Raw genomic sequence first — 23,841 nt, forward strand, 5'->3', positions numbered from 1 at the left:
GATGAGTGTAGAAAAGTAGCTACGAAAGAAGGCGAACCAGATGAATCAGGTGGAAACGGAACAGTTTGTCCGGGATGATCGGAATGATTTGCTTGCCTTGCTTGAGATGAGATTCGGCGGAGTGCCGCAGCCTGTGCAAGAACAAATCTGCCGGCTGCAGGATCTGAACGAGCTTCAGCGCCTGATTATCGCGGCTTGCAACGCAGCGGATTGGGAAGTGTTTATGGAAGAGCTTCAGTTGGGACAAGACAGCTTTAAACTGACGGGGGAAAGGTTTAACCCGGTAAACCAGCAGGGAAAGGAGCATCTGTGCAATGGCTGAACATAAAAACAAGCTGCTTGAAGCGTTGAAATACTTAAAACGCGGAGAGGCCATTAACGAGGGATGGACCGAGGAGAGCCCCAGATCCCGGGATTGGGAGAGCCTATACCGCGGCCGCTGGCAGCATGACAAGGTCGTCCGGTCGACACATGGTGTCAACTGTACCGGTTCCTGCAGTTGGAATGTTTACGTCAAGGACGGCATTATCACCTGGGAAACACAAAAAACGGACTATCCGACCACGGGGGTCGACAGCCCCGAGTATGAACCTCGGGGCTGTCCGCGCGGGGCTAGCTTTTCCTGGTATACCTATAGCCCGATCCGGGTGAAGTATCCCTATATCCGCGGCGATTTGTACGACATGTGGCGTGAGGAGTTGGCAGTTGTGGAGGACCCGGTCAGGGCCTGGAAAAACATCGTCAGTGATCCCAAAAAGCGTGACAGATATGTCAAGGCCAGAGGGAAAGGCGGCTTCGTCCGGGCGGATTGGGATGATGCCTGTCAGATGATCGCCAGTTCTATTATCCATACCATTCAACAATACGGTCCGGATCGTGTCGTCGGCTTTAGCCCGATCCCGGCCATGTCCATGGTGAGTTATTCGGCAGGGACACGCTTCCTATCGCTGATTGGCGGGACCATCCTCAGTTTTTATGATTGGTATGCAGACCTTCCCCCTGCCTCGCCGCAGGTTTGGGGAGAACAAACAGATGTGCCGGAAAGCGGCGACTGGTATAACTCCAAGTATTTTATTATCTGGGGGACCAACATTCCGCAAACCCGGTCTCCTGATGCGCATTTCATGGTGGAAGCCCGTTATAACGGCACCAAGGTGGTCGGAGTCAGCCCCGATTATGCCGAATATGAAAAGTTTGCGGACATTTGGCTGCCGGCTAAAGCCGGAACCGATGCCGCGCTTGCCATGGCTATGACCCACGTCATTCTTAAAGAATTCTACGTGGATCAGCAAGTCCCTTATTTTACGGATTACGTGAAAAAATTTACAGACCTGCCTTTCCTCGTGATACTAGAGAAACATGGCGATGCGCTTCGCTCGGGCCGCTTTCTCCGGGCCTCCGACTTGGGCGATGCCCAGGAGTTGGCTGAATGGAAAACGGTAGTCTGGGACGCCGTATCTGGAGCGCCGATGGTTCCGAGCGGCAGTCAGGGCTTCCGTTGGGATCAGGACAACAGGTGGAACCTGGATCTCGAAAATCCCGACGGGACAGTAGTGGATCCTCTGCTGTCATTTATTGATGCGGCGGATGAAGTGGCTCTCGTTGACTTTCCTTATTTCGTGGAATCGGAGGGAGGGACAGTTCGGCGTGGAGTTCCTGTAAAGCATTTGCCGAGTGTGGAAGGCAGGACGCTCAAAGTCGTGACGGTTTATGACCTTATGATGGCTCATGTGGGTGTACCCAGACAGCAACTGCAAGGCGATTATCCGGTCGATTATAACGATCCGAAGCCTTACACTCCGGCTTGGCAGGAGGCGATTACTGGCGTCAAGAAATCTCATTGCATTCAGGTAGCGAGGGAGTTTGCCGAAAATGCGGCCAAGACAGGTGGAAAATCGATGATCGCCATGGGCGGAGGAACGAATCATTGGTATCACAGCGACCAAATCTACCGTTCCATTCTGAATTTGGTTCTGCTCACGGGCTCCCAGGGAGTAAATGGCGGCGGATGGGCCCATTACGTAGGTCAGGAAAAGGTGAGGCCAGTGGAGGGGTGGCAGCAGATCGCATTTGCAGGAGATTGGATCAAGCCTCCCCGCTTACAAAACGGAACCTCCTTCTTCTACTTCGCGACGGAGCAGTTCCGCTATGAGGCCAAGGTCAATGAGGAGCAGAAACCATCCTGGGGCGGGCGGTTTAACCATATGCATCCTGCGGATGTCAATGCTCTGGCCGTAAGGCTCGGGTGGCTGCCTTCATTCCCGCAATTCAACCAGAACTCCATCGATGTGGCCAGACAGGTTCGAGAAAAAGGGTTTTCGGACGATCAGGAGGCCGTACAGGAAATTGCGAGAATGGTTAAAGAGGGAGAGCTAGATTTTGCGGTGGAGCACCCCAATGATCCGAACAATTTCCCGCGTGTCTTTTTCAACTGGCGGTCCAATCTGCTTGGCGATAGCGGTAAAGGGCATGAATACTTTGCCAAGCATTTGATCGGGACGGACAATCAGGTGTTGACGGACCCGAGCCATTCGTGGCGGCCGGAGACGGTGAAGACGGATGATGTTCCGCCGGAAGGCAAAACCGATTTGTTCATCAGCATGGATTTTAGAATGACGAGTTCAGGGCTGTTTTCGGATATCGTGCTGCCAGCAGCGACCTGGTACGAAAAATACGATTTAAGCACGACCGATATGCATCCGTTTGTCCATCCGTTTAATCCAGCTATTGAACCACCTTGGCAAAGCAAAAGCGATTGGGACGCTTTTCGGGAAATCGCCAAAACGTTCTCCCAATTGGCAGAGAAACATTTGCCAGCCTGCGAGGATGTTCTCATGACTCCGCTCGGACATGACAGTCCAGATGAAATCGCCCAAGTTCACGGAAAAATCCGCGATTGGCGCAAGGGAGAGACGGAGGCAGTGCCCGGCAAAACGATGCCCCATTTTTTATTGGTGAAGCGTGACTATCCGAACGTGTATGGAAAAATGATTACCATCGGACCGAACATTAAAAAGGGCTATGGAACAAAGGGGATTAAAATTCCCGGCGACAAGGTGTACGGCCAGCTCATGGAGCGGCTGGGGGCATCGAAACATGAGGGGATTGGCAAAGGACAGCCGGATCTATTCCGGGATAAACAGGTAATCGAAGCGATTCTGCTGATGTCTGGCGCCACGAACGGAGAACGGGCCGTGGAAGGCTGGCGTTCGTTAGAGACCAAAACCGGCAAAAAGCTGGAGGACATCTCAAAACCTCGGGAAGAAGAGGCTTTCACACTTCTGGATATTACTGCTCAGCCCCGGCATACGATCTCAACTCCGGTCTGGAGTGGCTTGGAGAAGGACAATCGGAGATACTCGCCCTTTACCTTAAATACGGAGTACAGCATTCCATGGCGCACTTTAACAGGCAGACAAAGCTTTTATCTGGACCATGAGATGATTTTGGATTTCGGTGAAGGGCTGCCGCTTTATTTGCCGCCGCTGGAGCACGTTCCTTTTTTTAAGGGTGAGAAAGAAGTGCCAGCGAATGGAAAAACGATGACGATCCGTTATTTGACCCCGCACCAAAAATGGGGAATTCATACGATGTTCATCGACACCAATCAAATGTCGACGCTGTTCCGCGGATGGCAGGTCGTCTGGCTGAACGAAAAAGACGGGGCTTCGATCGGGATCAAGGATAACGATTGGATTGAGGTATATAACCGGAATGGAGTCATCGCAGCAAGAGCGGTGCTGACTTACCGGATTCCAGAGGGGATCGCTTATATGTATCATGCCCAGGATCGCACGCTTGGCGTGCCGGGTACCTCTATCACCAAGCAGCGCGGCGGTACCCATAACAGTGTGACTCGAATTACGATGAAGCCGACACATATGATCGGAGGCTATGCCCAACTGAGCTACGGGTTTAATTACTACGGGCCGACAGGAAGTCAGAGAGATACGATGACAATCATCCGACCGTTGAAGGAGGTTGACTGGCTTGAGGATTAAAGCGCAAGTCGCCATGGTCATGAACTTGGACAAATGCATCGGCTGCCATACCTGTTCGGTGACCTGCAAGAACACGTGGACCAATCGGCCCGGAACGGAATACATGTGGTACAACAATGTGGAAACCCGGCCGGGTCCCGGTTACCCTCGGGCATGGGAAGACCTGAGGAAATTTAAAGGCGGGTGGGTTCTGCGCAACGGAAAGCTGGCACTCCGGGCGGGGGGGCCAATCACCAAGCTGGCGAATATTTTTTACAATCCGAATATGGCCAGTCTGGACAACTTCTATGAGCCGTGGACCTATGATTACGATAACTTGATTCATAGCCCCAAGCGGAAGCATCTTCCGGTCGCCCGGCCTGTATCACTGATTACCGGCGAATATATGGACAAGCCGGAATGGGGCCCGAACTGGGATGACGACCTGGCTGGCGGAAGCGAGATCGTACCGCTGGACCCAAATGTCAAGCAGCTTCAGGAACAGATCGCCATGGAGTATGAGAAGACGTTCATGATGTACCTGCCCCGCATTTGCGAGCACTGTCTGAACCCTTCCTGCGTGGCTTCCTGTCCATCCGGAGCTTTGTACAAGCGGGAGGAGGACGGTATTGTACTTGTGGATCAAGACGCCTGCCGGGGGTGGAGATTTTGTACCAACGGCTGCCCCTACCACAAGGTATACTACAACTGGAATACGCACAAGGCGGAAAAATGCAATTTCTGCTACCCGCGGACAGAAGCGGGCATGGCCACGATTTGCTCGGAAACCTGTGTGGGCCGGATTCGCTATATCGGTGTCGTCTTCTATGACGCAGATCGAGCCAAGGCGGCAGCTTCCGTGGAGAATCCGCAGGATTTGTATGAATCCCAGCTTTCGGTGTTCCTTGACCCCTTCGAGCCGGAAGTGATCAAGGAGGCGAGAAGAAGCGGGATCAACGATTCCTGGATCGATGCGGCACAGCGCTCGCCGATCTACAAGCTTGCCATGAAGTGGAAGGTTGCTCTGCCACTTCATCCGGAATACCGCACGCTCCCTATGGTGTGGTATGTTCCACCGCTTAGCCCGATTATGAACCATATTGAAGAAGACGAGCTTCAGACCGATCACTATATTCCCGCCGTCGATCAAATGCGGATTCCAATGGAGTATCTGGCATCTCTGCTTACGGCAGGGGATACCTCCGTCATCCGTAGAGTGTTGCTTAAAATGACCGCCATGCGTGTACATAGGCGGCAGCAAGCCGTTGGCGGCATGGATGATCTCAGACACAGCCAGCTTTTGGGAGAGGCGGGAATTACAGTGGAGGAAATTGAAGAGATGACCCGATTGTTCGCTGTTGCCAAATATAACGAAAGGTTTGTGATCCCAACCGCTCGGAGGGAAATGGATGGCGCGAAAGAGCTTCATTACAAGCAGGGGGCCTGCAGCATTGAATCCATTACCCCGTCAAGCGCGGTCACGTCACATCTTTTCGCAAGGGAGGACATGGATGATGGAACATAAGCCCGTTTTGCTGGCGGCCTGCGCCAGATTGCTAGGATATCCCGGTGAGGATTTTCAGGAAATGAAGGAGGAACTGCTTGCAGCTGTCCAAGAGGAAATGAAAGATAATGAGCTGGCGAGCAGGTTTGGCCAGGCGGCCGAGGCTATCTTCTCGGTTCCTCCCAAGGAGCTTCAGGAAATTTATGTTTGGACGTTCGATTGGAAGGAAAAGACCGGACTCTATCTGACCGCTCATGAATTGGGTGACAGTCGGGAACGTGGGGCAGCTCTGATTTTGCTTCAGCATATTGTCCGGGATGCGGGCTTTATGATGCCGAGCGGGGAGCTGTGCGACTTCATTCCGCTGTTGTACGAGCTACTGGCCGTAAGGTCCGACAATGTTCATGTACGCGCGCTTGAACTCCGGCTGGCCGCAGCCACAGAGCGGATTCGGAAGCATCTGTCTGAAGACAGTCCCTATTCCAGGTTGTTGAACTTTCTGATGACCGATGTTTTCGAGGTCCCTACGGAAGAAGAAATTCGCATGCTGGAGAGCAAGCGGGAGAGCGCCGATCTGGATGAACTGCCTTATCCTATCCTGTTTGGCATGGACGGTACGGCTCGTAGCGATTCGGGCTTACCTGTCTACAAAACGTGCGATGGAATGGAGGTATAATGATGACTGGTATCTTTTGGTGGGTCGTGTTTCCCTATCTCACCTTGACGGTGATGATCTTTGGCTTGCTCTATCGGTTTGCTTTTCGTCAGGTCAGCTGGACGGCGCCTTCCACGGAGATTTTTGAAAAAAGATGGCTCAGAATCGGTTCGACTGTGTTCCATTACGGGATCATTTTCGCGTTTGTTGGCCATATCATGGGTGTGTTGATCCCGCGCAGTGTTTATCATTTCTTCGGCATATCCGATGAGACCTATCATATATTTGCGATCGCGGGGGGCGGCTTTGCCGGTCTGATGGTCGTCATCGGTCTGGTTCTTCTGCTTATGCGCAAAATCCTTAACCGTCGGGTAAGGGCCCATGCGGGTTTTGGTGATTATTTTGCAGTGATTTTAGTCCTGATCATCGCAGCCATCGGTACCTATATGACCATCGTGTATAATACGACTGTGGTGGCCTATGAATACCGTACGACCATCGGGCCTTGGTTTCGCAGCCTGTTCACCTTTAATCCGCAATACGGGTTGATGCACATGGTTCCTTTCGTGTTTCAGCTTCACATCATCCTGGCGTTTCTTCTGTTCGCTTCCATACCGTTTACCCATCTGGTCCATATGTTTTCTTTTCCCGCACGTTATCCGGCAAGATCTCCGCAGCAGTACCGTTCCAGAAACAGTTACCGGAAACGGGAGAGAACCTGATTTCTATTTCGATATGGACGAAAATTTCTGATGACAATAATAGCTGTTCATGAAGAGCATCTCTGCTTAACCAATGAGAAACTGATTGAAAAATATGCTTCAGCTTTTGGAAAACCAGCTTTATCCGTGCATTCTCTGAGACATTCATTTGCAACCCGTTATCACCTAGAGAACATTAATGTGCCCAGATTGAAAAACAACCTTTATTGATGGTGGGCGATCAAATTAAGATTGAAGCTCTTGGAGGACAGAACATAGGATGTAGAAAGTCGCCCTTAATGGCGGCTTTTTTCTATAGTAATGGATTCAGAATGATGGTTTGCGTCCAAGGAGAATTCTTTTATGGAATACATAGATAAAATTGTATAATAATATATAATTCACCACTTGCAAGAGGTGATTTCAGTTTCATCATTGATCAAACGACCAAAGTGATGAACTTATAGGTGGGGAGGTTTATCAGTGCTTCTGAACTATTGCCATGACTATATTATGTTTTTTGATTGGTTAGTTTCAGAAAACTTTACTAAGGAATCTATGATTGATGAGGTAGGATTCAATGCTCAGCGCGTACTGATGGAGTACATGAAGATAGCTTTTGCAGACATTACAGATTACGTGGAGTTTGGTCAAAAGGAAGAAACGTTCTTGGATTAGAAGGAGAACCGGTTCTTGATTCAGAGACTGGAGAAACGAAGGAGTACAGATATAATTATGTCTCTTTAAGAACAGTGATGAAATTGATGGACTCTGGTTTCAGAAGTCGAGCAGGGTAAGGATGAAGTAAGTGTAGAGCTACACGATAAAACTAAGGCGTTGGACGTACTGAGTAAATATATGGATTTGTTACCAGATAAACATAAACGGATGGTTGAAGACGAAAAAACTTAAGATGCAGCGTGAGAAACTTGAGCTTGAAAGGGCAAAGGTCACGGGAGAAAGATGATCTAATTGACGATTGGCAGGCAAGCACTCTTATGGATTTAATCCTCGTGTTTCAGTCTGTTCAGGTCAGGGTGTAGGGAAAACCGGGCTGGAAGCAGCAACGACCCTTTATTTTCTGCGGTGGATTTTTGTGTTAATGAAGGGGCAATTTTTTACCCTGCCATCGCATTAACTTACCATTGAGGATGACATGGATAGTGTTTTATTATCAAATAACAGCCCCCTTACAAAATTTAATATAAAACAAACATTTTGAATTGAGCAATTTTTTTCCTATGGCAAGGGTTGTATGTCTATCCAATCCTACGGGTGGTCAAAAGGGGCTTATTGAAGGGAGCGAGAAGTGGTGAAGTAGGGCAATAACCTTCTTCGGAGAAAGTAATAGGAGGGCAGTTGTTTTCGAACAAAAATTACCGGCCAATGTCGGTAACGAGCATTTTTTTAATTAAATTGGAACCGGTTTCATAATATTAGGAGGAGAGAAATATGGATTACAAGCAAGTTGCAGCTGACATCCTGGATGCCTTGGGAGGTAAGGAAAACATAACGGCAGCTGCTCATTGTGCGACGCGATTGCGGCTCGTTCTTGAAGATGAATCTTTGCTTGATCAAAAAGCGCTTGATCAAATGGACGTTGTTAAAGGGACTTTTTCTATAGCAGGGCAATATCAAATTATCCTTGGAGCCGGGATTGTAAATAACGTGTATGGCGAGTTCGCCAAACTTACGGGTCTCGGAGAAATGTCCACCGGCGATGTAAAGACGGCAGGAGCAGCTAAAATGAATCCGCTTCAACGACTTGTGAAAGCACTTTCCGACATTTTTGTTCCGATCATTCCGGCGATTGTTGCCGGGGGTCTATTAATGGGGATCAACAATGTTCTGACTGCCAGCAATCTGTTTGGTCCCAGGTCTCTGGTCGAAATGTACCCTGGTATTGCCGATTGGGCAAGCATTATTAATTTATTCGCCAACGCTCCTTTTGTTTTCCTTCCCATCCTGATCGGCTTCTCGGCCACTCGCAAGTTTGGTGGAAATCCTTATTTGGGTGCGGCGCTGGCCATGATTATGGTTCATCCCGATCTGCTTAATGGTTACAGCTACGGCCAGGCACTTGTAGATGGGACAGTACCCACCTGGCAACTGTTCGGTTTCTCAATCGAAAAGGTTGGCTATCAGGGAACGGTTCTGCCAGTACTGGCCGTATCCTATATTTTATCGGTAATCGAGAAAAATTTGCGAAAGGTAATTCCATCTTATCTTGATAATCTGTTGACTCCCTTGCTGTCTGTCCTCGTTACCGGCCTCTTGACCTTTGCTGTTGTTGGACCGGTCCTTCGCGCCGCGGGCAACGGACTGACAGATGGTCTCTTCTGGCTCTATGATACGACGGGTTTCATTGGAGGAGGTATTTTCGGTTTTTTCTATTCTTCGATTGCCATAACGGGAATGCATCACAGTTTCCTCGCTGTGGATACCCAACTATTGTCGGACGTTGCTAAGACGGGCGGATCCTTCTTGCTTCCGATTGCCTCGATGGCGAATATCGCTCAGGGCGCGGCTACGCTGGCCGTCTTTCTCATCACACGCAACAGCAAGACGAAGAGTATCGCCTCAGCTGCCGGCATATCCGCGCTGCTCGGTATTACCGAACCTGCAATGTTCGGAATCAACCTGAAGCTTCGCTACCCGTTCATTGCTGCGATGATCGGTTCCGGCCTGGCTTCCGCCTATATTGCTTACGCACATGTGCTGTCCATTTCAATGGGACCGGCGGCGCTACCCGGTATTATCGCAATCCGTCCACAGTCCATCGCTGATTTCTGTATCGGCATGGGCATCAGCTTTCTGGTTACGTTTCTCATCACCCTGCTCTGGGGCAAGCGGAAAAATGCGTCAGCCTCAGGGGAGACTTCAAGCGAAGCAGCGGATCGACCGTAAGTTTAAGCATGCTTGGAACTATTTTGCAGTAAGGAGGTTGCTGTGGAGTGGATAAAAGAAGAGAGATACAGAAGATTAGAAGATACCAATACGGAGGAAATCTCCGGTCTGGCCGCCAGAGTGGCAAGGTGCCCCTGGCGCCAGGGGTATCATATCCAGCCTGAGACAGGGTTGCTGAACGACCCGAATGGATTTGCTTTTTTTCATGAAGAGTATCATTTGTTCTATCAATGTTTTCCTCTCGGTACTGTGCATGGTCTCAAATATTGGTATCATACCAGCTCTCGGGATCTCGTTCACTGGACGAACCGGGGAGTGGCGTTAAAACCGGACCGGGATTTTGACAGTCATGGAGTATACTCGGGCAGTGCAATCGAACACAATGGGCGATTGTACCTCAGGTACACCGGCAATACACATGATAAGAGTTGGGAGCGAGTGCCTTATCAGTGTATGGCTCAAATGGAGAGAGATGGACGTATACACAAGTTCTCCTCCCCGGTTATAAGCGGACCTCCGTCCGGGTATACCGATCATTGTCGCGACCCCAAAGTATGGAAACAGAAAGATTGCTTTTATGCCGTTTGGAGCGCAACGTTCCAATCTTACCGGCTGAGCCATGCTCTATCGCTCCATTGATCTTTACAAATGGGAAGAGGGTTTACTCTACGAGTTCAGACCGGTGACAAAATCAAGAAAGGACAGCTACTGGAATTTGATATTTCCGAAATCGAGCAGGCGGGCTTTCCGGTGATCACACCAGTGTTGGTCCCGGACGACCAGGAAATGGTGAAACCGGTGGAGACGATGGAAGGCGCTGGGGTGGTAGACGGTGTCCCCACTGCTTCGTGTTCACTTAAAATGATGGTGTAGCTTGGATTTATCGGAGAACCGGCAAGCTGTTACAGCACATTTGCCAGTTGATTTTTGCTTCTCAAAATAATATAACCACGGCGAAGGGGCATAGCGAGCAGGGCCTGAAATCTCATGATTTCAGGCCCTGCTTTCTGTTGGACTTCTAATTTTTTTGCTTTGATACATTCATTGCTCGTCGATCTTACTAAACCGCCAGAACAGGCTGATAAAATCCCCTTTTATTCTTGGAAGTGTCAAACCGGCGTACATCAGCTCGTCACCTCCGTATATCTTTCCAGTTTCGTGATGGCGGTACAGGTAACGCGAATTCAATCCTTTGCATTTCAGAATAGGCACCCTTTCACCCGGCTGGCTCAGCACTCGGAAGAAAGCAAGTACAGCTTCGCTCTGGTCATCAGAAACAAAGGCCCAGGCCACCTCGTTGCCCTCGAACGGACTTAAAATGCGATAAAATTCTCCGAATTGGATAAGGGGGCGAATTGCTTTATATAGCGCAACTTGGGACTTGATCGCTATCTTTTCCTGCGGCGACATCTTGGTAAGATCGAGTTCGTAGCCAAGGTTTCCCGACATCGCGACATGTCCTCGGGTGTCAAGAGGAGTAACCCGGTTGACTTGATGATTCGGTACACCCGAAACATGAGCGCCCATAGACACAGCCGGATAGACCATACTGTTGCCGTACTGGATTTTTAGCCGACTGATCGCATCGGTATTGTCGCTTGTCCACGTTTGCGGCATGTAATAGAGCATGCCGGGATCATAGCGCCCTCCTCCGCTGGAACAGCTCTCGAACAGTACATCCGGAAAGACGGAAGTGAGCTCGTCCAATACCCTGTACAGACCGAGGATATACCGGTGTCCCGTTTCGCGCTGGCGCTCCGCCGGAAGCAGGGCAGAGCCGATCTCCGTCAAATGGCGGTTCATGTCCCATTTGACATAAGTAATCGGTGCGGAAGACAGAATATCGGACAGCGCTCCAACAATATAGTCGCATACATCCCGCCGCGACAGATCGAGAACAAGCTGATTTCGCCCCACCGTGTGGGGACGATCTGTCACATGAAGACACCAGTCGGGATGGCGCCGGTAGAGTTCGCTGTCCGGTGAGACCATCTCCGGTTCGAACCACAGACCGAACTGCATGCCCATTCCGGTTATCCGCCGGGCCAGATTGTCCAGCCCCTCCGGAAGCTTGCGACGGTCAACGGTCCAGTCGCCCAGGGAACTCAAATCATTGTCCCGCTTGCCGAACCAACCGTCGTCCAGGACAAAGAGCTCCATACCAAGTTCTTTCCCTTCGCGGGCGATCGCTTCGATCTTGTCGGCGTTAAAGTCAAAGTAGGTGGCCTCCCAGTTATTAATTAGAATCGGCCGTTCGGCGTCACGAAATTTGCCGCGACTGAGCCGCGTGCGGTAGAGCCTATTAAAGACGCGGGACATCCCGCCCAAGCCTTGTGCAGAGTATACCATGACGGTCTCGGGCGTTTGAAAGCTTTCTCCGGGAGCCAACTGCCAGGAGAAGCCAAACGGATTGATGCCGATCGACAACCGAGTCGTCCGGTACTGCTGAACCTCGGCCTGGGCTATGAAGTTTCCGCTGTAAACGAGATTGAGCGCGTATACCTCGCCATTGTCTTCATCAGCGCCAGGACGAAGCAGGGCCAGAAACGGATTCTGCTGGGGACTGCTGGCACCTCGCCGGCTTTCCGCATTCTGGATGCCGGGCATAAGGGGTCTCCGCGCAATATTTCGCTCATTGGTATGCGTACCGTAGAAGGTCAACATGTCATACTCGTCATCTCTGAAATCGATACTGGCGCTGAGCGCGCGAAGAAGGACCAGATTGTCGGAGCCGGTATGGTCGAAACGAACCGACCGAGCGATGGCGTCGTATTTGTTAAAGACAGTATAAATTAAGGTAGCACGCAGACCGGTCAGTGCATCTTCAAGCACAAACTCCAGCGTATCCGCTTCGTCTTCCCTCTCGATGTAAGTGGCAGGAAGACCTGGAAGCTTTGGCTTGCCGGCGAATATCCGATGAGTCTGGTAACGGAAATCACAGATTTCAGATCCATTAGACTGGCCGACCTGATAGGCGGGTATGCCAAAATCGCCGTTCCCGTAACCCGGATACTCCTGCGGAAGGTTGTCCAAGGAGAACCTTCGGTCAGCAGGGTCAGGATTCGGCGAAAAGCCCCGATCGATAAAATCAAAAGGTACAGAATCCTGGTAGATGGCGATTCGTCGTCCCCAGTATAAATGCCCAAGGTAGCCGTCGCGAACAATCTGAATGCAGTAGCTGGAACCGGGGGTTTGCAGGTGAAATACCATGCGTTTCTCATCGTAATGAATGCCCATAAGTGAAATCGTGCTCCTTTTAGTGTTATAATTTAGTAAGCGTATGAAATAACTGATTATAGAAAATTCGTCTTCATCATTAGCGTAAAGGTGCAGAAGAACCGAAACAAGAGTAACTTTATAAATTGAGGAGGGTGAAATATTGCTGTGAATCATGGGGAGGGAAACGGGAAAGAGAAGCAGTCCTCGATATCTTTTCACTTTATAACACCTATGCCCTATATCTTGTTAAAAGGTGCTGGATATGAGCTGATTACTTCGCATGATTATATCTGGGATGGACGGAACCGTACCGGAGACCATTGTGTGCTTCAATATACATTGAATGGTCGCGGTGAGATTGAAACGGGGGGGAGGAGACATTCCCTCGAGCCGGGGGATGCTTTTCTGGCTGATGTTCCGGGCGACCATATCTACCGTCTCCCCTCTGATTCTCCCAGATGGGAAGTGCTTTACTTCGAACTGTCACACTTGGCGCTGCATCTCCTCAAGGAATGGCTGGACATAAACGGCTACATTTTCAAGATTGAGCCGGGGACCGATTTGGAGCATCTCCTGTGGGCCACTTATCGGGAAGCTATTGAGAACAGCTACCGCGATATGTATCAGTGCTCACGGGCTGCTTATTCACTGGCCATGTCACTGGCGAGTCATCTTGTCACTCTTGCCAGCAGCGTCCCATTGCCTCCGATTGTAGAACGCTGTAAGACCTTCATTGACAGTAATCTGCATCGAAGCATTGGCCTTCAGGACATGGCGGAGGTCTCCGGATGTTCTAAATTTCATCTCACCCGTGAGTTTGAGCACAAGCTTGGCCTCTCTCCCGGCCGCTATTTAACTCGTATGAGGTTGGAAAGAGCGGCTGCGCTTCTGCTGGAGCCCGCAAATCTGACATTGGAGCAGGTGGCGGAACAGTCCGGTTTCTCGAATGCGAATTATTTCGGCAAAGTGTTCCGAAAGTATACAGGAATGGCCCCAGGCGAATTCCGCATGGAGGGCGATTTGTATCAAATTCGGCGGTTGATCCGGAGCGATCAATGAAAATAGGGTGAAAAAAGTCAGAAAAAAAGCGCTTCAAAGATTATTGAAACGTTTCCAACTTCGTGCTATTATAATTCCCATAAGAGATATGGGGGGGTTAAATGCCAAGTATTAGAGATGTAGCTAAGATAGCTGGTGTTGCTGTGGGAACGGTGTCCCGCGTTATTAATAACTCGGGCTCTGTAAAACCAGATACACGAAGGAAAGTGGAGAAAGCTATACAAGAACTGAATTATTTTCCTAATGAAGTCGCTCGAAATTTTAAAATGAGGAAATCCAAGATGGTAGCCTTGCTGCTTCCAAGTATCTGGCATCCTTTTTTTTCTGAACTGGCTTATTACATTGAGGATGAGTTAGATCGGGAAGGCTTTAAGCTCATGTTATGTAATAGCGGCGGCAAGCCAGAAAAGGAACTGTATTACCTGGATATGCTACGTCAAAACAAAGTGGCTGGTATTGTCGGCATTACTTACAATGATATAGAAAATAGCGTAAGCAATGACATTCCGATTCTAAGTATTGACAGACATTTCAACAAAAAAATCACTTGTGTGACCTCAGATAATTATGAGGGAGGCCGTCTAGCTTTGAGGGAACTTGTTAAGGCAGGGGCCCAAAAACCGGCCTTTATAGGAAGTGTAACTTCAATTTTTAGTGAAACCATGAATCGAAGAAAAGGTTTCATTGATGAGGCGAAAAAATTGGGTGTAGACCATGTTGTATACGAGAAACCAGATCCTATTGTGGACGACGAAGCCTATTTTGGCGAATTTCTATCTAAGCATCGGGATGTGGATGGCATTTTCGCTATTACCGATATGTTTGCCGCCAAATATATAGAAAGAGCAGGTAGGCAGGGTATTCGAGTTCCAGAAGATGTAAAGGTCATCGGTTATGACGGCATTCAGGATCATCGTTATTTTCATCCGATATTGTCTACAATTAGGCAGCCAGTGGAGGAGATGGCACGTCTGACAATCAGACTACTGTATCAAAAGATGGATGGTATAACTTTAGATCAGCAAGTGTATCGTCTCCCCGTTATCTTCAGGCAAGGCGAAACGACATGAGTTTTATTGTATAAATATCAGCTCATTCAGTTGGATCTCAGTCTGGATCTGCAAATTCGCCTTTTTTTTTATAATAAATTGGAAACGTTTCATTTGACAATCAGACTACTCTGTTAAAAGATCCAAGGAATAAGTTTGGATCAGCAAATGTATCGTCTCCTGCTATCTTAGGCAAGGTTGTTTTTGACTTTGGAAAAACTTTAGCTCATTCGGTGGATTTATGGTATGGATCACCGGCTGACGTTTTTCTTTTAATAAATTGGAAACGTTTCAAAAATGAAAATATTCTTTTACAAGAAAGGGAGTGTAATGGTGGATTCAAGAACTAGTGAGTGGGATCATTCTACGATCAAGCCAAATCGCAAAATATGGAACCAGATCAAACGTGACTATGAACTATATCTGTTTTTGCTGCCAATCATTATTATTTATCTCGTATTTAAGTACTATCCAATGTATGGAATACAAATTGCTTTTAAGGATTTTTCACCAAGTCGGGGAATCTGGGGAAGCGAGTGGGTAGGCTTTAAGCACTTTATTGATTTTTTCGATTCCTATAACTTCTGGACGATCATGACTAATACGCTTACACTCAGTGTTCTATCGCTTGTATTTAGCTTCCCAGCTCCGATTATTATAGCGATTATGCTCAATCAGATGCTGGCCAAGAGATACAAGAAAATTGTACAAACTGTAATTTATGCACCACACTTTATTTCGACCGTAGTGCTCGTCGGTATGCTTAATGTTTTTCTGTCTCCAAACAGCGGAATTGTGAATCACATCATCACTTGGTTTGGAGGGGACCCCATTATGTTCTTGGCCGACGAAGGGTGGTTCCGCCCTTTGTATATTTTATCAGGGGTTTGGCAAGAGACAGGTTTTGCTACCATCATTTACCTTGCTGCGCTGGCAGGGGTCAATCCAGAATTGCATGAAGCCGCGATCATGGATGGAGCAAGCAAATGGAAGCGCGTAATGCATGTGGATATTCCAAGCATTTTGCCGACGATCGTCATCTTATTGATTCTCGCACTCGGTAACATTATGGGTATCGGTTTTGAAAAGGCTTTCCTTATGCAGAACGATTTGAATTATGCCACCTCCAATATTATTCCGACCTATGTTTATGAAATCGGGATTCAAAAAGCACAATACAGCTTTTCTACAGCAGTTGGCCTGTTTAATTCAGTTGTAAATATTATCCTGATAGTCACCGTCAACCGGATCGCAAAAAAATTGACAGAAACCAGCCTGTGGTAAGGGGGAGTTCATTTTGAATCAATTATTAAAGAGAAAAAGCAAGGGAGACATGTGGTTTGACATCGTCAACTACGTCATGCTGACCATAGTTATGTTGCTTGTATTATTCCCGCTGTATTTTGTATTGATTGCTTCACTCAGTGACCCCAATCTCATCTACTCAGGTGAAGTATGGTTCTTTCCAAAGGGTTTTACGCTGGATGGATACGGGCGAATATTCAGCGATTCATCTATATGGATTGGATATGCCAATTCGATCTTATATGCGAGTCTAGGAACATTAATCGGAGTTGCCGTGACCGTATGTGCAGCTTACCCGTTAGCTCGTAAAGGACTGGCAGGAAAGTCGGTAATAATGTGGTTTTTACTGATTTCCATGTTTTTTAGTGGGGGGTTGATCCCGACCTATTTGCTGATTAAAGATCTTCACATGCTGAATACGATCTGGGCACTTGTTATTCCTGGAGCGGGAGGTGTGTTCAATGTCATTATCGTAAGGACTTTTTTTCAGTCGACCATCCCGGATGAAATGTGGGAGGCCGCTTCCATTGATGGTTGTTCCAATACCAGATTTTTTTGGAGCATCGTATTACCTTTGTCTAAGTCCGTTATAGCCGTAATGGTACTGTATCATGTTGTCGGGTTCTGGAATGGTTTCTTTGACGCTTTGATTTACTTGAACGATGAAAGCAAGTATCCATTACAACTGGTCCTTCGCAACATTCTTGTCCAGAATCAGGCCAACTCGAGCATGATGATAGACGTGGAATCCTATGCAGCGAAGATGCGCGTTACAGAGCTTATCAAATATGGTGTCATCATGGTATCCAGCCTACCGTTGCTGATTTTGTATCCTTTCCTGCAAAAATACTTTGTTAAAGGCGTGATGATCGGCTCGATCAAAGGCTAACATTGTCATGGTGCCTGAAAGGGGGGAATGTGCAACAGAATACCTAAATTCAGCATTCAGACAAGTAAATAACAAGGACAAGGGAAGTTCTCAGCTTGTGGACTGACATAAGGAGGTTATGTACGATGAAATTATTCAAAAGGGCTGGAATTCTAATGCTGGCTGGAGTGTTTGCTCTTAGCGGATGTTCGGGAGGCGGTGGCGAGTCAAAAAATCAGACGGTGAATCCGGATCAGGATGCAAATTTTAATAAAACCGGTCTTCCGATTGTTAAAGAAGCGGTGACATTAAAGATGGTATCCCCAAAAGCTGCTTTAGCGCCAGATTACTCAAAAATGGAAATATTTAAGCGGCTGGAAAAACAAACAAACGTAAAAATTGATTGGGAAAACATTCCAGACACTGACTTTGCAGAGAAGAAAAATTTGTTATTGGCCAGCGGAGATTTGCCAGATGCCTTTTACGGAGCCGGATTCACAGATTACGTTCTAATCAATTACGGTAAAGACGGAACCATTATTCCGCTGGAGAATTTAATTGATCAATATGCGCCTAATTTGAAAGCGCTTCTCGATCGACGGCCTGATATTAAACTAGCCATCACAGCGCCAGACGGTCACATCTATGGGCTGCCGTCGTGGGAAGAGAATAAGCTCGATACCAACCCCTTCTTTCACGTCATCAATAAAAATTGGCTCGATAAACTGGGCTTAAAATTACCTCAAACGCTGGACGAATACACGCAGGCTTTGATTGCCTTTAAAACGAAGGACCCGAACGGCAATGGCAAGGCTGATGAAATCCCATTAAGCTTTATGCATATGCAGTGGTGTAGTGACATTGCTGGCATATTCGGAGCTTTCGGTCTTCCGGATAATTTGGAACATCGGATCGTCCGCGAAGGTAAAGTGATCTTTACCGCTACGCAACCTCAATATAAGGAAGCATTAAAATATATTCATGATAACTGGTATAAGCAGGGGCTGATTGACCCTGAATCGTTCACCCAGGATGCCGCTCAGTATTTAGCAAAAGGCAAAACACCAGATGAAACGCTCGGCTCCTACGTTTGGTGGGAAGTCGAAGAAGTTGTCGGACCGGAGCGTAGTAAGGATTATGCTCTGCTGCCCCCGCTTAAAGGCCCAAATGGAGATCAAATGATTGGTCGCAACAACGGCGGCGGTCCGGGACGAGGTAGCTTCGTGATTACAAAGGAGAACCGTTATCCGGCAATGACGATGCGTTGGATCGATCAACAGTATGACCCTTACATGGCGGCTCAAATTCACTGGGGTCCGTTGGATGTCGTATTCAAGAAGGACGAAAAAGGAAAATTGGTGAACCTGCCGCTTCCCAAGGGAGTCTCCGCAGGTGAATTCCGTCAAAAAGTGGCTCCAGGCACAGGAAATCCGGGCGTCATTACTTTCGATGACTTCGGAAAAGTTGTTGATATGGAACCCCGAGCTCAGAAGCGTGCTGAGTATTTGGAGAAATATTACATTCCATATATGAAAAAGGAAAACTATCCGAGCATCTTCTTTGAACCGGATGAACTAGATAAAATCAATCGGATTGAGCCAGAACTTATTAAATATGTAAATACCCAAAGAGGCAAGTTCATCGTCGATGGCGAGGTAGATGAAAAGTGGGACAGCTATGTGAAGACACTCGAGAAGATGGGGCTGAACGAATTAATGGAGATCTATCAAAAAGGGTTGGATCGATATAATGCAAATTTAAAAAATAAATAATCAAACGATAGGTGGGGAGAAAACTGTGCTTGATGTAATAACCATTGGGGAAGTATTGATAGACTTTACGCCATCAGGTCGTACCACGGGAGGCAACGAGCAGTTTGAATGCAATCCTGGAGGGGCTCCGGCTAACGTAGCAGCTGCTCTATCCCGTTTAGGAGCTAGAGCGACATTGATTAGCAAAGTTGGGGATGATCAATTCGGTTCCTTGCTGCACGATACCTTGATGAACGGCGGCATCGACGTGTCTGCGCTTACGTTTACAGATGAAGCCAATACAACGCTGGCATTTGTTCATCTGGATGACAACGGAGACCGATCGTTCAGCTTCTACCGGAAACCAGGAGCGGATACATACTTGCGCACGCAGGATGTCCCGTTCGATAGGATTGAAAACTGCCATGCACTGCACTTTGGTTCTTTGTCGATGACCCATGAGCCGGCCCGTACGGCAACAAGAGCGGCAGTTGTGAAGACTAAAGAGGCAGGAGTCCTGCTTTCATTCGATCCGAATATCCGGTTTGCTTTATGGGAGAGTAAAGAGGAAGCGAAACAGAATATCCTTTGGGGCATGAAGTATGCAGATATCCTGAAAATATCGGAAGATGAGCTCCACTTTATAATGGGTACAACTGATGTGGAAAAAGGCTCGCTAGAGCTGCAACAGCAATTCGGCATCGCCGGGATCTTCGTAACTTTAGCGGAAAAAGGCTGCTATTACCGATTAGCTGATCATGACGGATATGTGCCGGGTTTTCAAGTAGAGGCCACTGATACGACAGGAGCCGGCGACGCTTTTCTGGGCTGCTTGTTATATAAGATACTGAAAGCCGGTGTTTATTTGAATCAGCTGACCAAACAGCAAATCATCGGTATGCTAACTTTTGCTAATGCCGGCGGTGCATTAGTAACCACACGGAAAGGGGCTCTTCAATCTATGCCGACGACAGATGAAATTACCCAGATAATCGAGACAAATAAACAGCACGATGATGATAGATTTAGGCCGGGTTTTCATTTTTCACCTCACTCCCATTGGTTGAATGATCCCAACGGATTAGTCTATTACGAGGGAGTCTATCATCTGTTTTATCAGCACCATCCTTATAGTAACCAATGGGGACCAATGCACTGGGGTCATGCTGTAAGCCAAGACCTGGTTCATTGGGAGCATATGCCTATCGCTCTGTTCCCGGATGAGCATGGCGCTATTTTCTCCGGTTGCTGTGTGGTTGACTGGAATAATAGCAGCGGACTGTTCGATGGTTCCCATGGATTGATCGCACTCTTCACTCATGCAGACAGCTGTCCGGAGACCGAACAACCTCGCCAGCGGCAAAGCCTGGCTTACAGCAGCGATAAAGGCCGAACTTGGCACAAATATGAGGAGAACCCAATACTCGACGAGCATGATCTGGTCGACTTCCGGGACCCCAAGGTGTTCTGGCATTCGCCAAGTGCATCCTGGATTATGGCTCTTGTCGCGGGAGACCACGTTCGGTTTTATCGTTCCGACAATTTGCGTGAATGGTCGTTGTCAGGCGAATTCGGAAAGAGTGAAGGCTCGCATGACGGAGTTTGGGAATGCCCTGATCTCTTTGAATTGCCGGTTGATGACAGCGGACATTCCAAATGGGTACTTATCATAAGCATCGGAGATAATCCCAACTGTCCAGAAGGCTCACGCACGCAATACTTTATCGGAGAGTTCGACGGAAATACGTTCATCAATGACCATCCGGCCGATCATATCCTGTGGCTGGATTATGGCCGGGACAATTATGCGGGGGTCACCTGGTCGGATATAGCTGAGCAGGACGGACGGCGTGTGATCATCGGATGGATGAGCAACTGGAAATATGCTAACCAAACGCCTACCGGGGCCTGGAGAGGCACAATGACTCTGCCTCGCGTCTTGTCATTGACCAGTCGAGACGAGGGCGTAGTTCTGACCCAAATGCCTGTTCGGGAAATAGAGCAGCTGCGGAAAGGAACGCTCTGCTGGAATGAGGTTAAGGTTACGCCAGAGGTGCCGTTTACGCAAAAAACGAATGATGTTCTGCTTGAAATTGAAGCGGATATCGACATTCGTTCCGAAGACGAGGTTCATATTAAAATGAAGTCCTCTGGGCAAAGTGAGACTATTATCGGTTATGACCCTGTGCGCCAATGGCTATTCATCGACCGCTCGAAATCGGGCCTGAGTGATTTCCACCCGTCGTTTGCGTGCAAGCACGGTGCTAGAATGGTTTCGGAGAATGGGAAGATCAAGCTGCATATCTGGCTGGATCGCAACGCGGTTGAAGTGTACGCGAATGAGGGCTTGGTTGCACTGACGGATCAAATATTCCCTGATGCTCCGATGGATCGTTTTGAGATAAGTGCGAAATCAGGGGAAGTTGTAGTGAACTCGTTTTATATGCATGCTCTTAACTCCATTCATATTCCTAATGGTCCAACGGAGCAGACATCCAGGAGGGTTGAAGTATGAGCCATGCAACCGATAATCGGGGATTGATTATGTATTGGGCCTTCAATGAAGGAACCGGTACAAGCGCTCTGGAGAGCGTATCCCAAGTCCAGGATAATATCCAGTACGTGTTTAACCAAGCGGAGTTTACTCAACCTTGCCCTCCACGGTGGAGACAGGGGGTAATTGGAAATGGGCTTCTGTTCGATGGTTATTCGACTTACATTGCGCATTCGTTCGATGAGGGAAATCAGAACACCGAGCCAGAGTATCGATCAGCGTTAAGCATAGGAGTATGGGTAGCCCCACGCTCCTATGAATGGGGGGATGATGGCAAATTGTCCGCCATCGTGAACCGCTACAACCTGGATCGCAAGCAGGGTTATCTGCTCGGCATGTTCCGTCACGGTTCCTGGTCCTTCCAAGTCGGGCTGGAAGGAGGAGACTGGAAGGAACTTTGGTCGCCGGACGGCCATGAACTGCCCAAGAATGAATGGTCATACGTGAATGCTGTGTTCGATGGGAACCAAGGGGAAATCAAGCTGTATTTAAACGGCAGTGAAATCGCTTCAGCTGCCGTGCCTCGTGGTTCCCGCCTGGCTGAGGCGGCGGACACGGATCTTCTTATCGGCAAGAATAACCATAGCAGCCTGCTGGCGGAAGTGTTCAGCCTGCACATGTTTAGCGGTATCATTGATGAACTCAAGATTTATAATCGGGCGCTGAGCGCGGAAGAAGTGGCCGCTTCTTATCGGCATGTGCTGGATACCTTTCATGAAGGTATCCGGCCACAATTAAACTATGACGAGATCAAGCTGGACCGAACGCCACTGCTACTTGATCGGCACAGACCGCAATATCATGTTAGCCCGCCGGCCCATTGGATGAACGAACCTCATGCACCGATCTATTTTGACGGGCAATATCATTTGTTCTATCAGCATAACCCGCAGGGGCCGTTCTTTCATCAGATCCATTGGGGACATTGGGTAAGTCAGGATTTGGTGCATTGGCGTGATCTACCCGTGGCCCTGGCGCCCGAAAAGGATCAGCTCGCACCGGACGGGATCTGGTCGGGAAGCGCAACCTATGATGCTGACGGACTTCCTGTCTTGTTCTTTACGGCAGGTAATGACAGCGCTTCTCCGAATCAGAGCGTAGCGCTTGCCCGAAGCACTTATACCCTTGACGGAAACCCGGATCTGGTTCAGTGGGTCAAACATCCAGAGCCGTTGATCGTGCAGAAGAAGGGAATGGGCGCATTTGGGGATTTCCGAGATCCATTCGTATGGAAGGACGATGACGGCTGGTATGCTCTGGTCGGGTCCGGAATTGAAGGTGGAGCAGCACTGGCATTTGCGTCACAGGATATGCTGAATTGGACGTATAAAGGGCCGTTTTTTAAAGCGGATATTCAGAAGTTTCCTTACCTTGGACCCATCTGGGAGCTCCCTGTGCTTCTTCCCCTTGGCAGTGACAAGCAGGGAGTGAACAAACATCTGCTGCTTGTCAGCCCTGTGGGGAAGGGAGCGGATGTCGAGGTGTTCTATTGGATCGGACAACTTGACAAGCAAAATCTTTCGTTCATCCCCGATCAAGAAGAGCCTCAATTGATTGATGTCGGGGATTTCCATTTTACCGGACCGAGCGGAATGGTTGATCCGAAGACCGGCAGAAATATCGTCTTTACGATAGCCCAAGGCGACCGGACCTCCGAGATGGAATATAAGTCGGGTTGGGCTCATAACGGAGGCTTGCCGTTAAGCGTGTATTTGAGGGATGACGGACGTCTGGGAATAGAGCCGATTCAGGAGCTTCAATCGCTGCGTGGCCCTAAGCGGCTATCGCTTCGGGACCAGTCATTGGCTGAAACTAATGTGCAGCTTAGGAATGTTCATGGTGACATGCTTGAGATTCAATTGGAATTGGAGCCCGGCAGCGCCAAAAAATTCGGAATCAAGGTCCGTTGTACGCCGGACGGAGAGGAAGAAACTCTGCTGTATTATGATTGGAATCAAGCGTTGCTCATGGTCGACCGCTCGAAAACGACCCTGCATCCTGGAGAAAAGTGCGGAGGGATTCAAGGCGGTAAGTTGGAGCTGCTTGGGGAGAATCTGAAGCTTCACATTTATTTGGACCGCTCCATGGTCGAAGCTTATGCAAGCGGATTGAAAAGCCTGACAACCCGGGTATATCCGAGCCGTATGGATGCTTTGGGACTCGAGATTTGGGGAGATGGAGAACCGTTTGTTAAATCCTTGGATATATGGGATATGCAGTCCGTTTGGTAAGACGGTTGTTTAGGCGCTCCTTACGAATGGGGTATGCACAAATGATCAAGAAACTTTG

18 protein-coding genes and 1 pseudogene are annotated in these 23,841 nt (G+C 48.5%); 18 read left to right on the forward strand and 1 reads right to left on the reverse strand.

Features of this window, described 5'->3' with window-relative positions; all coding sequences use genetic code 11:
- Positions 1-40 precede the first annotated feature (40 nt).
- The 11 genes and pseudogenes from NSS94_RS11970 to NSS94_RS12020 all read left to right on the forward strand — a co-directional run bounded on the left by NSS94_RS11970 (position 41) and on the right by NSS94_RS12020 (position 10,620).
- Positions 41-322: a hypothetical protein gene (locus NSS94_RS11970; RefSeq protein ID WP_029515295.1), complete on the forward strand. Its 282-nt coding sequence runs from the start codon at positions 41-43 to the stop codon at positions 320-322.
- Positions 315-4,001, forward strand: coding sequence for a nitrate reductase subunit alpha (locus NSS94_RS11975; protein WP_341039355.1), 3,687 nt, complete (start codon positions 315-317; stop codon positions 3,999-4,001). Before NSS94_RS11970 ends, NSS94_RS11975 begins: the two co-directional genes overlap by 8 nt.
- Complete coding sequence (gene narH / locus NSS94_RS11980; RefSeq protein ID WP_069011448.1) at positions 3,991-5,505, forward strand: nitrate reductase subunit beta; 1,515 nt, start codon at positions 3,991-3,993, stop codon at positions 5,503-5,505. The genes NSS94_RS11975 and narH overlap by 11 nt, the downstream gene beginning before the upstream one ends.
- Complete coding sequence (narJ, locus tag NSS94_RS11985) at positions 5,492-6,160, forward strand: nitrate reductase molybdenum cofactor assembly chaperone (RefSeq protein WP_340955397.1); 669 nt, start codon at positions 5,492-5,494, stop codon at positions 6,158-6,160. The genes narH and narJ overlap by 14 nt, the downstream gene beginning before the upstream one ends.
- 2 nt (positions 6,161-6,162) lie before the next feature.
- Positions 6,163-6,861 carry a respiratory nitrate reductase subunit gamma gene (gene narI, locus NSS94_RS11990; protein ID WP_069011446.1) on the forward strand — a complete coding sequence of 233 codons (699 nt, stop codon included), beginning with the start codon at positions 6,163-6,165 and terminating at the stop codon, positions 6,859-6,861.
- Between the two features lie 75 nt (positions 6,862-6,936).
- A pseudogene (locus tag NSS94_RS11995) lies at positions 6,937-7,065 on the forward strand (tyrosine recombinase XerS); the annotation flags it as partial.
- Between the two features lie 258 nt (positions 7,066-7,323).
- Positions 7,324-7,518: a terminase small subunit gene (locus tag NSS94_RS12000; protein WP_341039356.1), complete on the forward strand. Its 195-nt coding sequence runs from the start codon at positions 7,324-7,326 to the stop codon at positions 7,516-7,518.
- A gap of 93 nt (positions 7,519-7,611) precedes the next feature.
- On the forward strand, positions 7,612-7,752 hold the full coding sequence (locus NSS94_RS12005; RefSeq protein ID WP_341040408.1) for a terminase small subunit: 141 nt from the start codon (positions 7,612-7,614) through the stop codon (positions 7,750-7,752).
- Positions 7,753-8,292: 540 nt separating this feature from the next.
- The gene (locus NSS94_RS12010; protein ID WP_209950298.1) at positions 8,293-9,747 is read left to right on the forward strand and encodes a sucrose-specific PTS transporter subunit IIBC; all 1,455 of its coding nucleotides are present in this window, start codon (positions 8,293-8,295) and stop codon (positions 9,745-9,747) included.
- A gap of 42 nt (positions 9,748-9,789) precedes the next feature.
- Complete coding sequence (locus NSS94_RS12015; protein WP_340955401.1) at positions 9,790-10,386, forward strand: hypothetical protein; 597 nt, start codon at positions 9,790-9,792, stop codon at positions 10,384-10,386.
- A gap of 9 nt (positions 10,387-10,395) precedes the next feature.
- The gene (locus NSS94_RS12020) at positions 10,396-10,620 is read left to right on the forward strand and encodes a PTS glucose transporter subunit IIA (RefSeq protein ID WP_069011442.1); all 225 of its coding nucleotides are present in this window, start codon (positions 10,396-10,398) and stop codon (positions 10,618-10,620) included.
- A gap of 168 nt (positions 10,621-10,788) precedes the next feature.
- Here the strand turns inward: NSS94_RS12020 and NSS94_RS12025 are convergent, their stop codons facing one another.
- A complete protein-coding gene (locus NSS94_RS12025) occupies positions 10,789-12,984 on the reverse strand; it encodes an alpha-galactosidase (RefSeq protein ID WP_341039357.1) in 2,196 nt (731 codons plus the stop codon).
- 213 nt (positions 12,985-13,197) lie between these two features.
- Here NSS94_RS12025 and NSS94_RS12030 point away from each other — a divergent pair, with 213 nt between their 5' ends.
- The 7 genes from NSS94_RS12030 (at position 13,198) to NSS94_RS12060 (ending at position 23,783) form a co-directional block, all read left to right on the forward strand.
- Positions 13,198-14,025, forward strand: coding sequence for a helix-turn-helix transcriptional regulator (locus tag NSS94_RS12030; RefSeq protein ID WP_341039358.1), 828 nt, complete (start codon positions 13,198-13,200; stop codon positions 14,023-14,025).
- Positions 14,026-14,126: 101 nt separating this feature from the next.
- Positions 14,127-15,095: a LacI family DNA-binding transcriptional regulator gene (locus NSS94_RS12035; RefSeq protein ID WP_029515279.1), complete on the forward strand. Its 969-nt coding sequence runs from the start codon at positions 14,127-14,129 to the stop codon at positions 15,093-15,095.
- Between the two features lie 309 nt (positions 15,096-15,404).
- Positions 15,405-16,358 (forward strand): ABC transporter permease, encoded by a 954-nt coding sequence (locus tag NSS94_RS12040; RefSeq protein ID WP_239645119.1) that lies wholly within the window; start codon positions 15,405-15,407, stop codon positions 16,356-16,358.
- Positions 16,359-16,371: 13 nt separating this feature from the next.
- Entirely contained in the window at positions 16,372-17,268 is an 897-nt protein-coding gene (locus NSS94_RS12045; protein ID WP_029515275.1) for a carbohydrate ABC transporter permease, read from the forward strand.
- A gap of 125 nt (positions 17,269-17,393) precedes the next feature.
- Positions 17,394-19,019, forward strand: a complete 1,626-nt coding sequence (locus NSS94_RS12050) for an ABC transporter substrate-binding protein (protein WP_341039359.1) — start codon at positions 17,394-17,396, stop codon at positions 19,017-19,019.
- A 25-nt stretch (positions 19,020-19,044) separates the two neighbouring features.
- Positions 19,045-21,513, forward strand: a complete 2,469-nt coding sequence (locus NSS94_RS12055) for a PfkB family carbohydrate kinase (RefSeq protein WP_341039360.1) — start codon at positions 19,045-19,047, stop codon at positions 21,511-21,513.
- Entirely contained in the window at positions 21,510-23,783 is a 2,274-nt protein-coding gene (locus tag NSS94_RS12060; RefSeq protein WP_241113510.1) for a GH32 C-terminal domain-containing protein, read from the forward strand. The genes NSS94_RS12055 and NSS94_RS12060 overlap by 4 nt, the downstream gene beginning before the upstream one ends.
- Positions 23,784-23,841 lie beyond the last annotated feature (58 nt).

It is taken from the genome of Paenibacillus sp. FSL L8-0644, assembly GCF_038008165.1.
GTDB lineage: Bacteria > Bacillota > Bacilli > Paenibacillales > Paenibacillaceae > Paenibacillus > Paenibacillus polymyxa_D.

Coding starts and splice junctions, on each gene's coding strand:
- NSS94_RS12025 (WP_341039357.1), bottom strand. CDS start 12,984: ATGGGCATTCATTACGATGAGAAACGCATGGTATTTCACCTGCAAACC.
- NSS94_RS11975 (WP_341039355.1), top strand. CDS start 315: ATGGCTGAACATAAAAACAAGCTGCTTGAAGCGTTGAAATACTTAAAA.
- NSS94_RS12050 (WP_341039359.1), top strand. CDS start 17,394: ATGAAATTATTCAAAAGGGCTGGAATTCTAATGCTGGCTGGAGTGTTT.
- narJ (WP_340955397.1), top strand. CDS start 5,492: ATGATGGAACATAAGCCCGTTTTGCTGGCGGCCTGCGCCAGATTGCTA.
- NSS94_RS12020 (WP_069011442.1), top strand. CDS start 10,396: ATGGGAAGAGGGTTTACTCTACGAGTTCAGACCGGTGACAAAATCAAG.
- NSS94_RS12040 (WP_239645119.1), top strand. CDS start 15,405: ATGGTGGATTCAAGAACTAGTGAGTGGGATCATTCTACGATCAAGCCA.
- NSS94_RS12030 (WP_341039358.1), top strand. CDS start 13,198: ATGCCCTATATCTTGTTAAAAGGTGCTGGATATGAGCTGATTACTTCG.
- NSS94_RS11970 (WP_029515295.1), top strand. CDS start 41: ATGAATCAGGTGGAAACGGAACAGTTTGTCCGGGATGATCGGAATGAT.
- NSS94_RS12035 (WP_029515279.1), top strand. CDS start 14,127: ATGCCAAGTATTAGAGATGTAGCTAAGATAGCTGGTGTTGCTGTGGGA.
- NSS94_RS12060 (WP_241113510.1), top strand. CDS start 21,510: ATGAGCCATGCAACCGATAATCGGGGATTGATTATGTATTGGGCCTTC.
- narI (WP_069011446.1), top strand. CDS start 6,163: ATGACTGGTATCTTTTGGTGGGTCGTGTTTCCCTATCTCACCTTGACG.
- NSS94_RS12010 (WP_209950298.1), top strand. CDS start 8,293: ATGGATTACAAGCAAGTTGCAGCTGACATCCTGGATGCCTTGGGAGGT.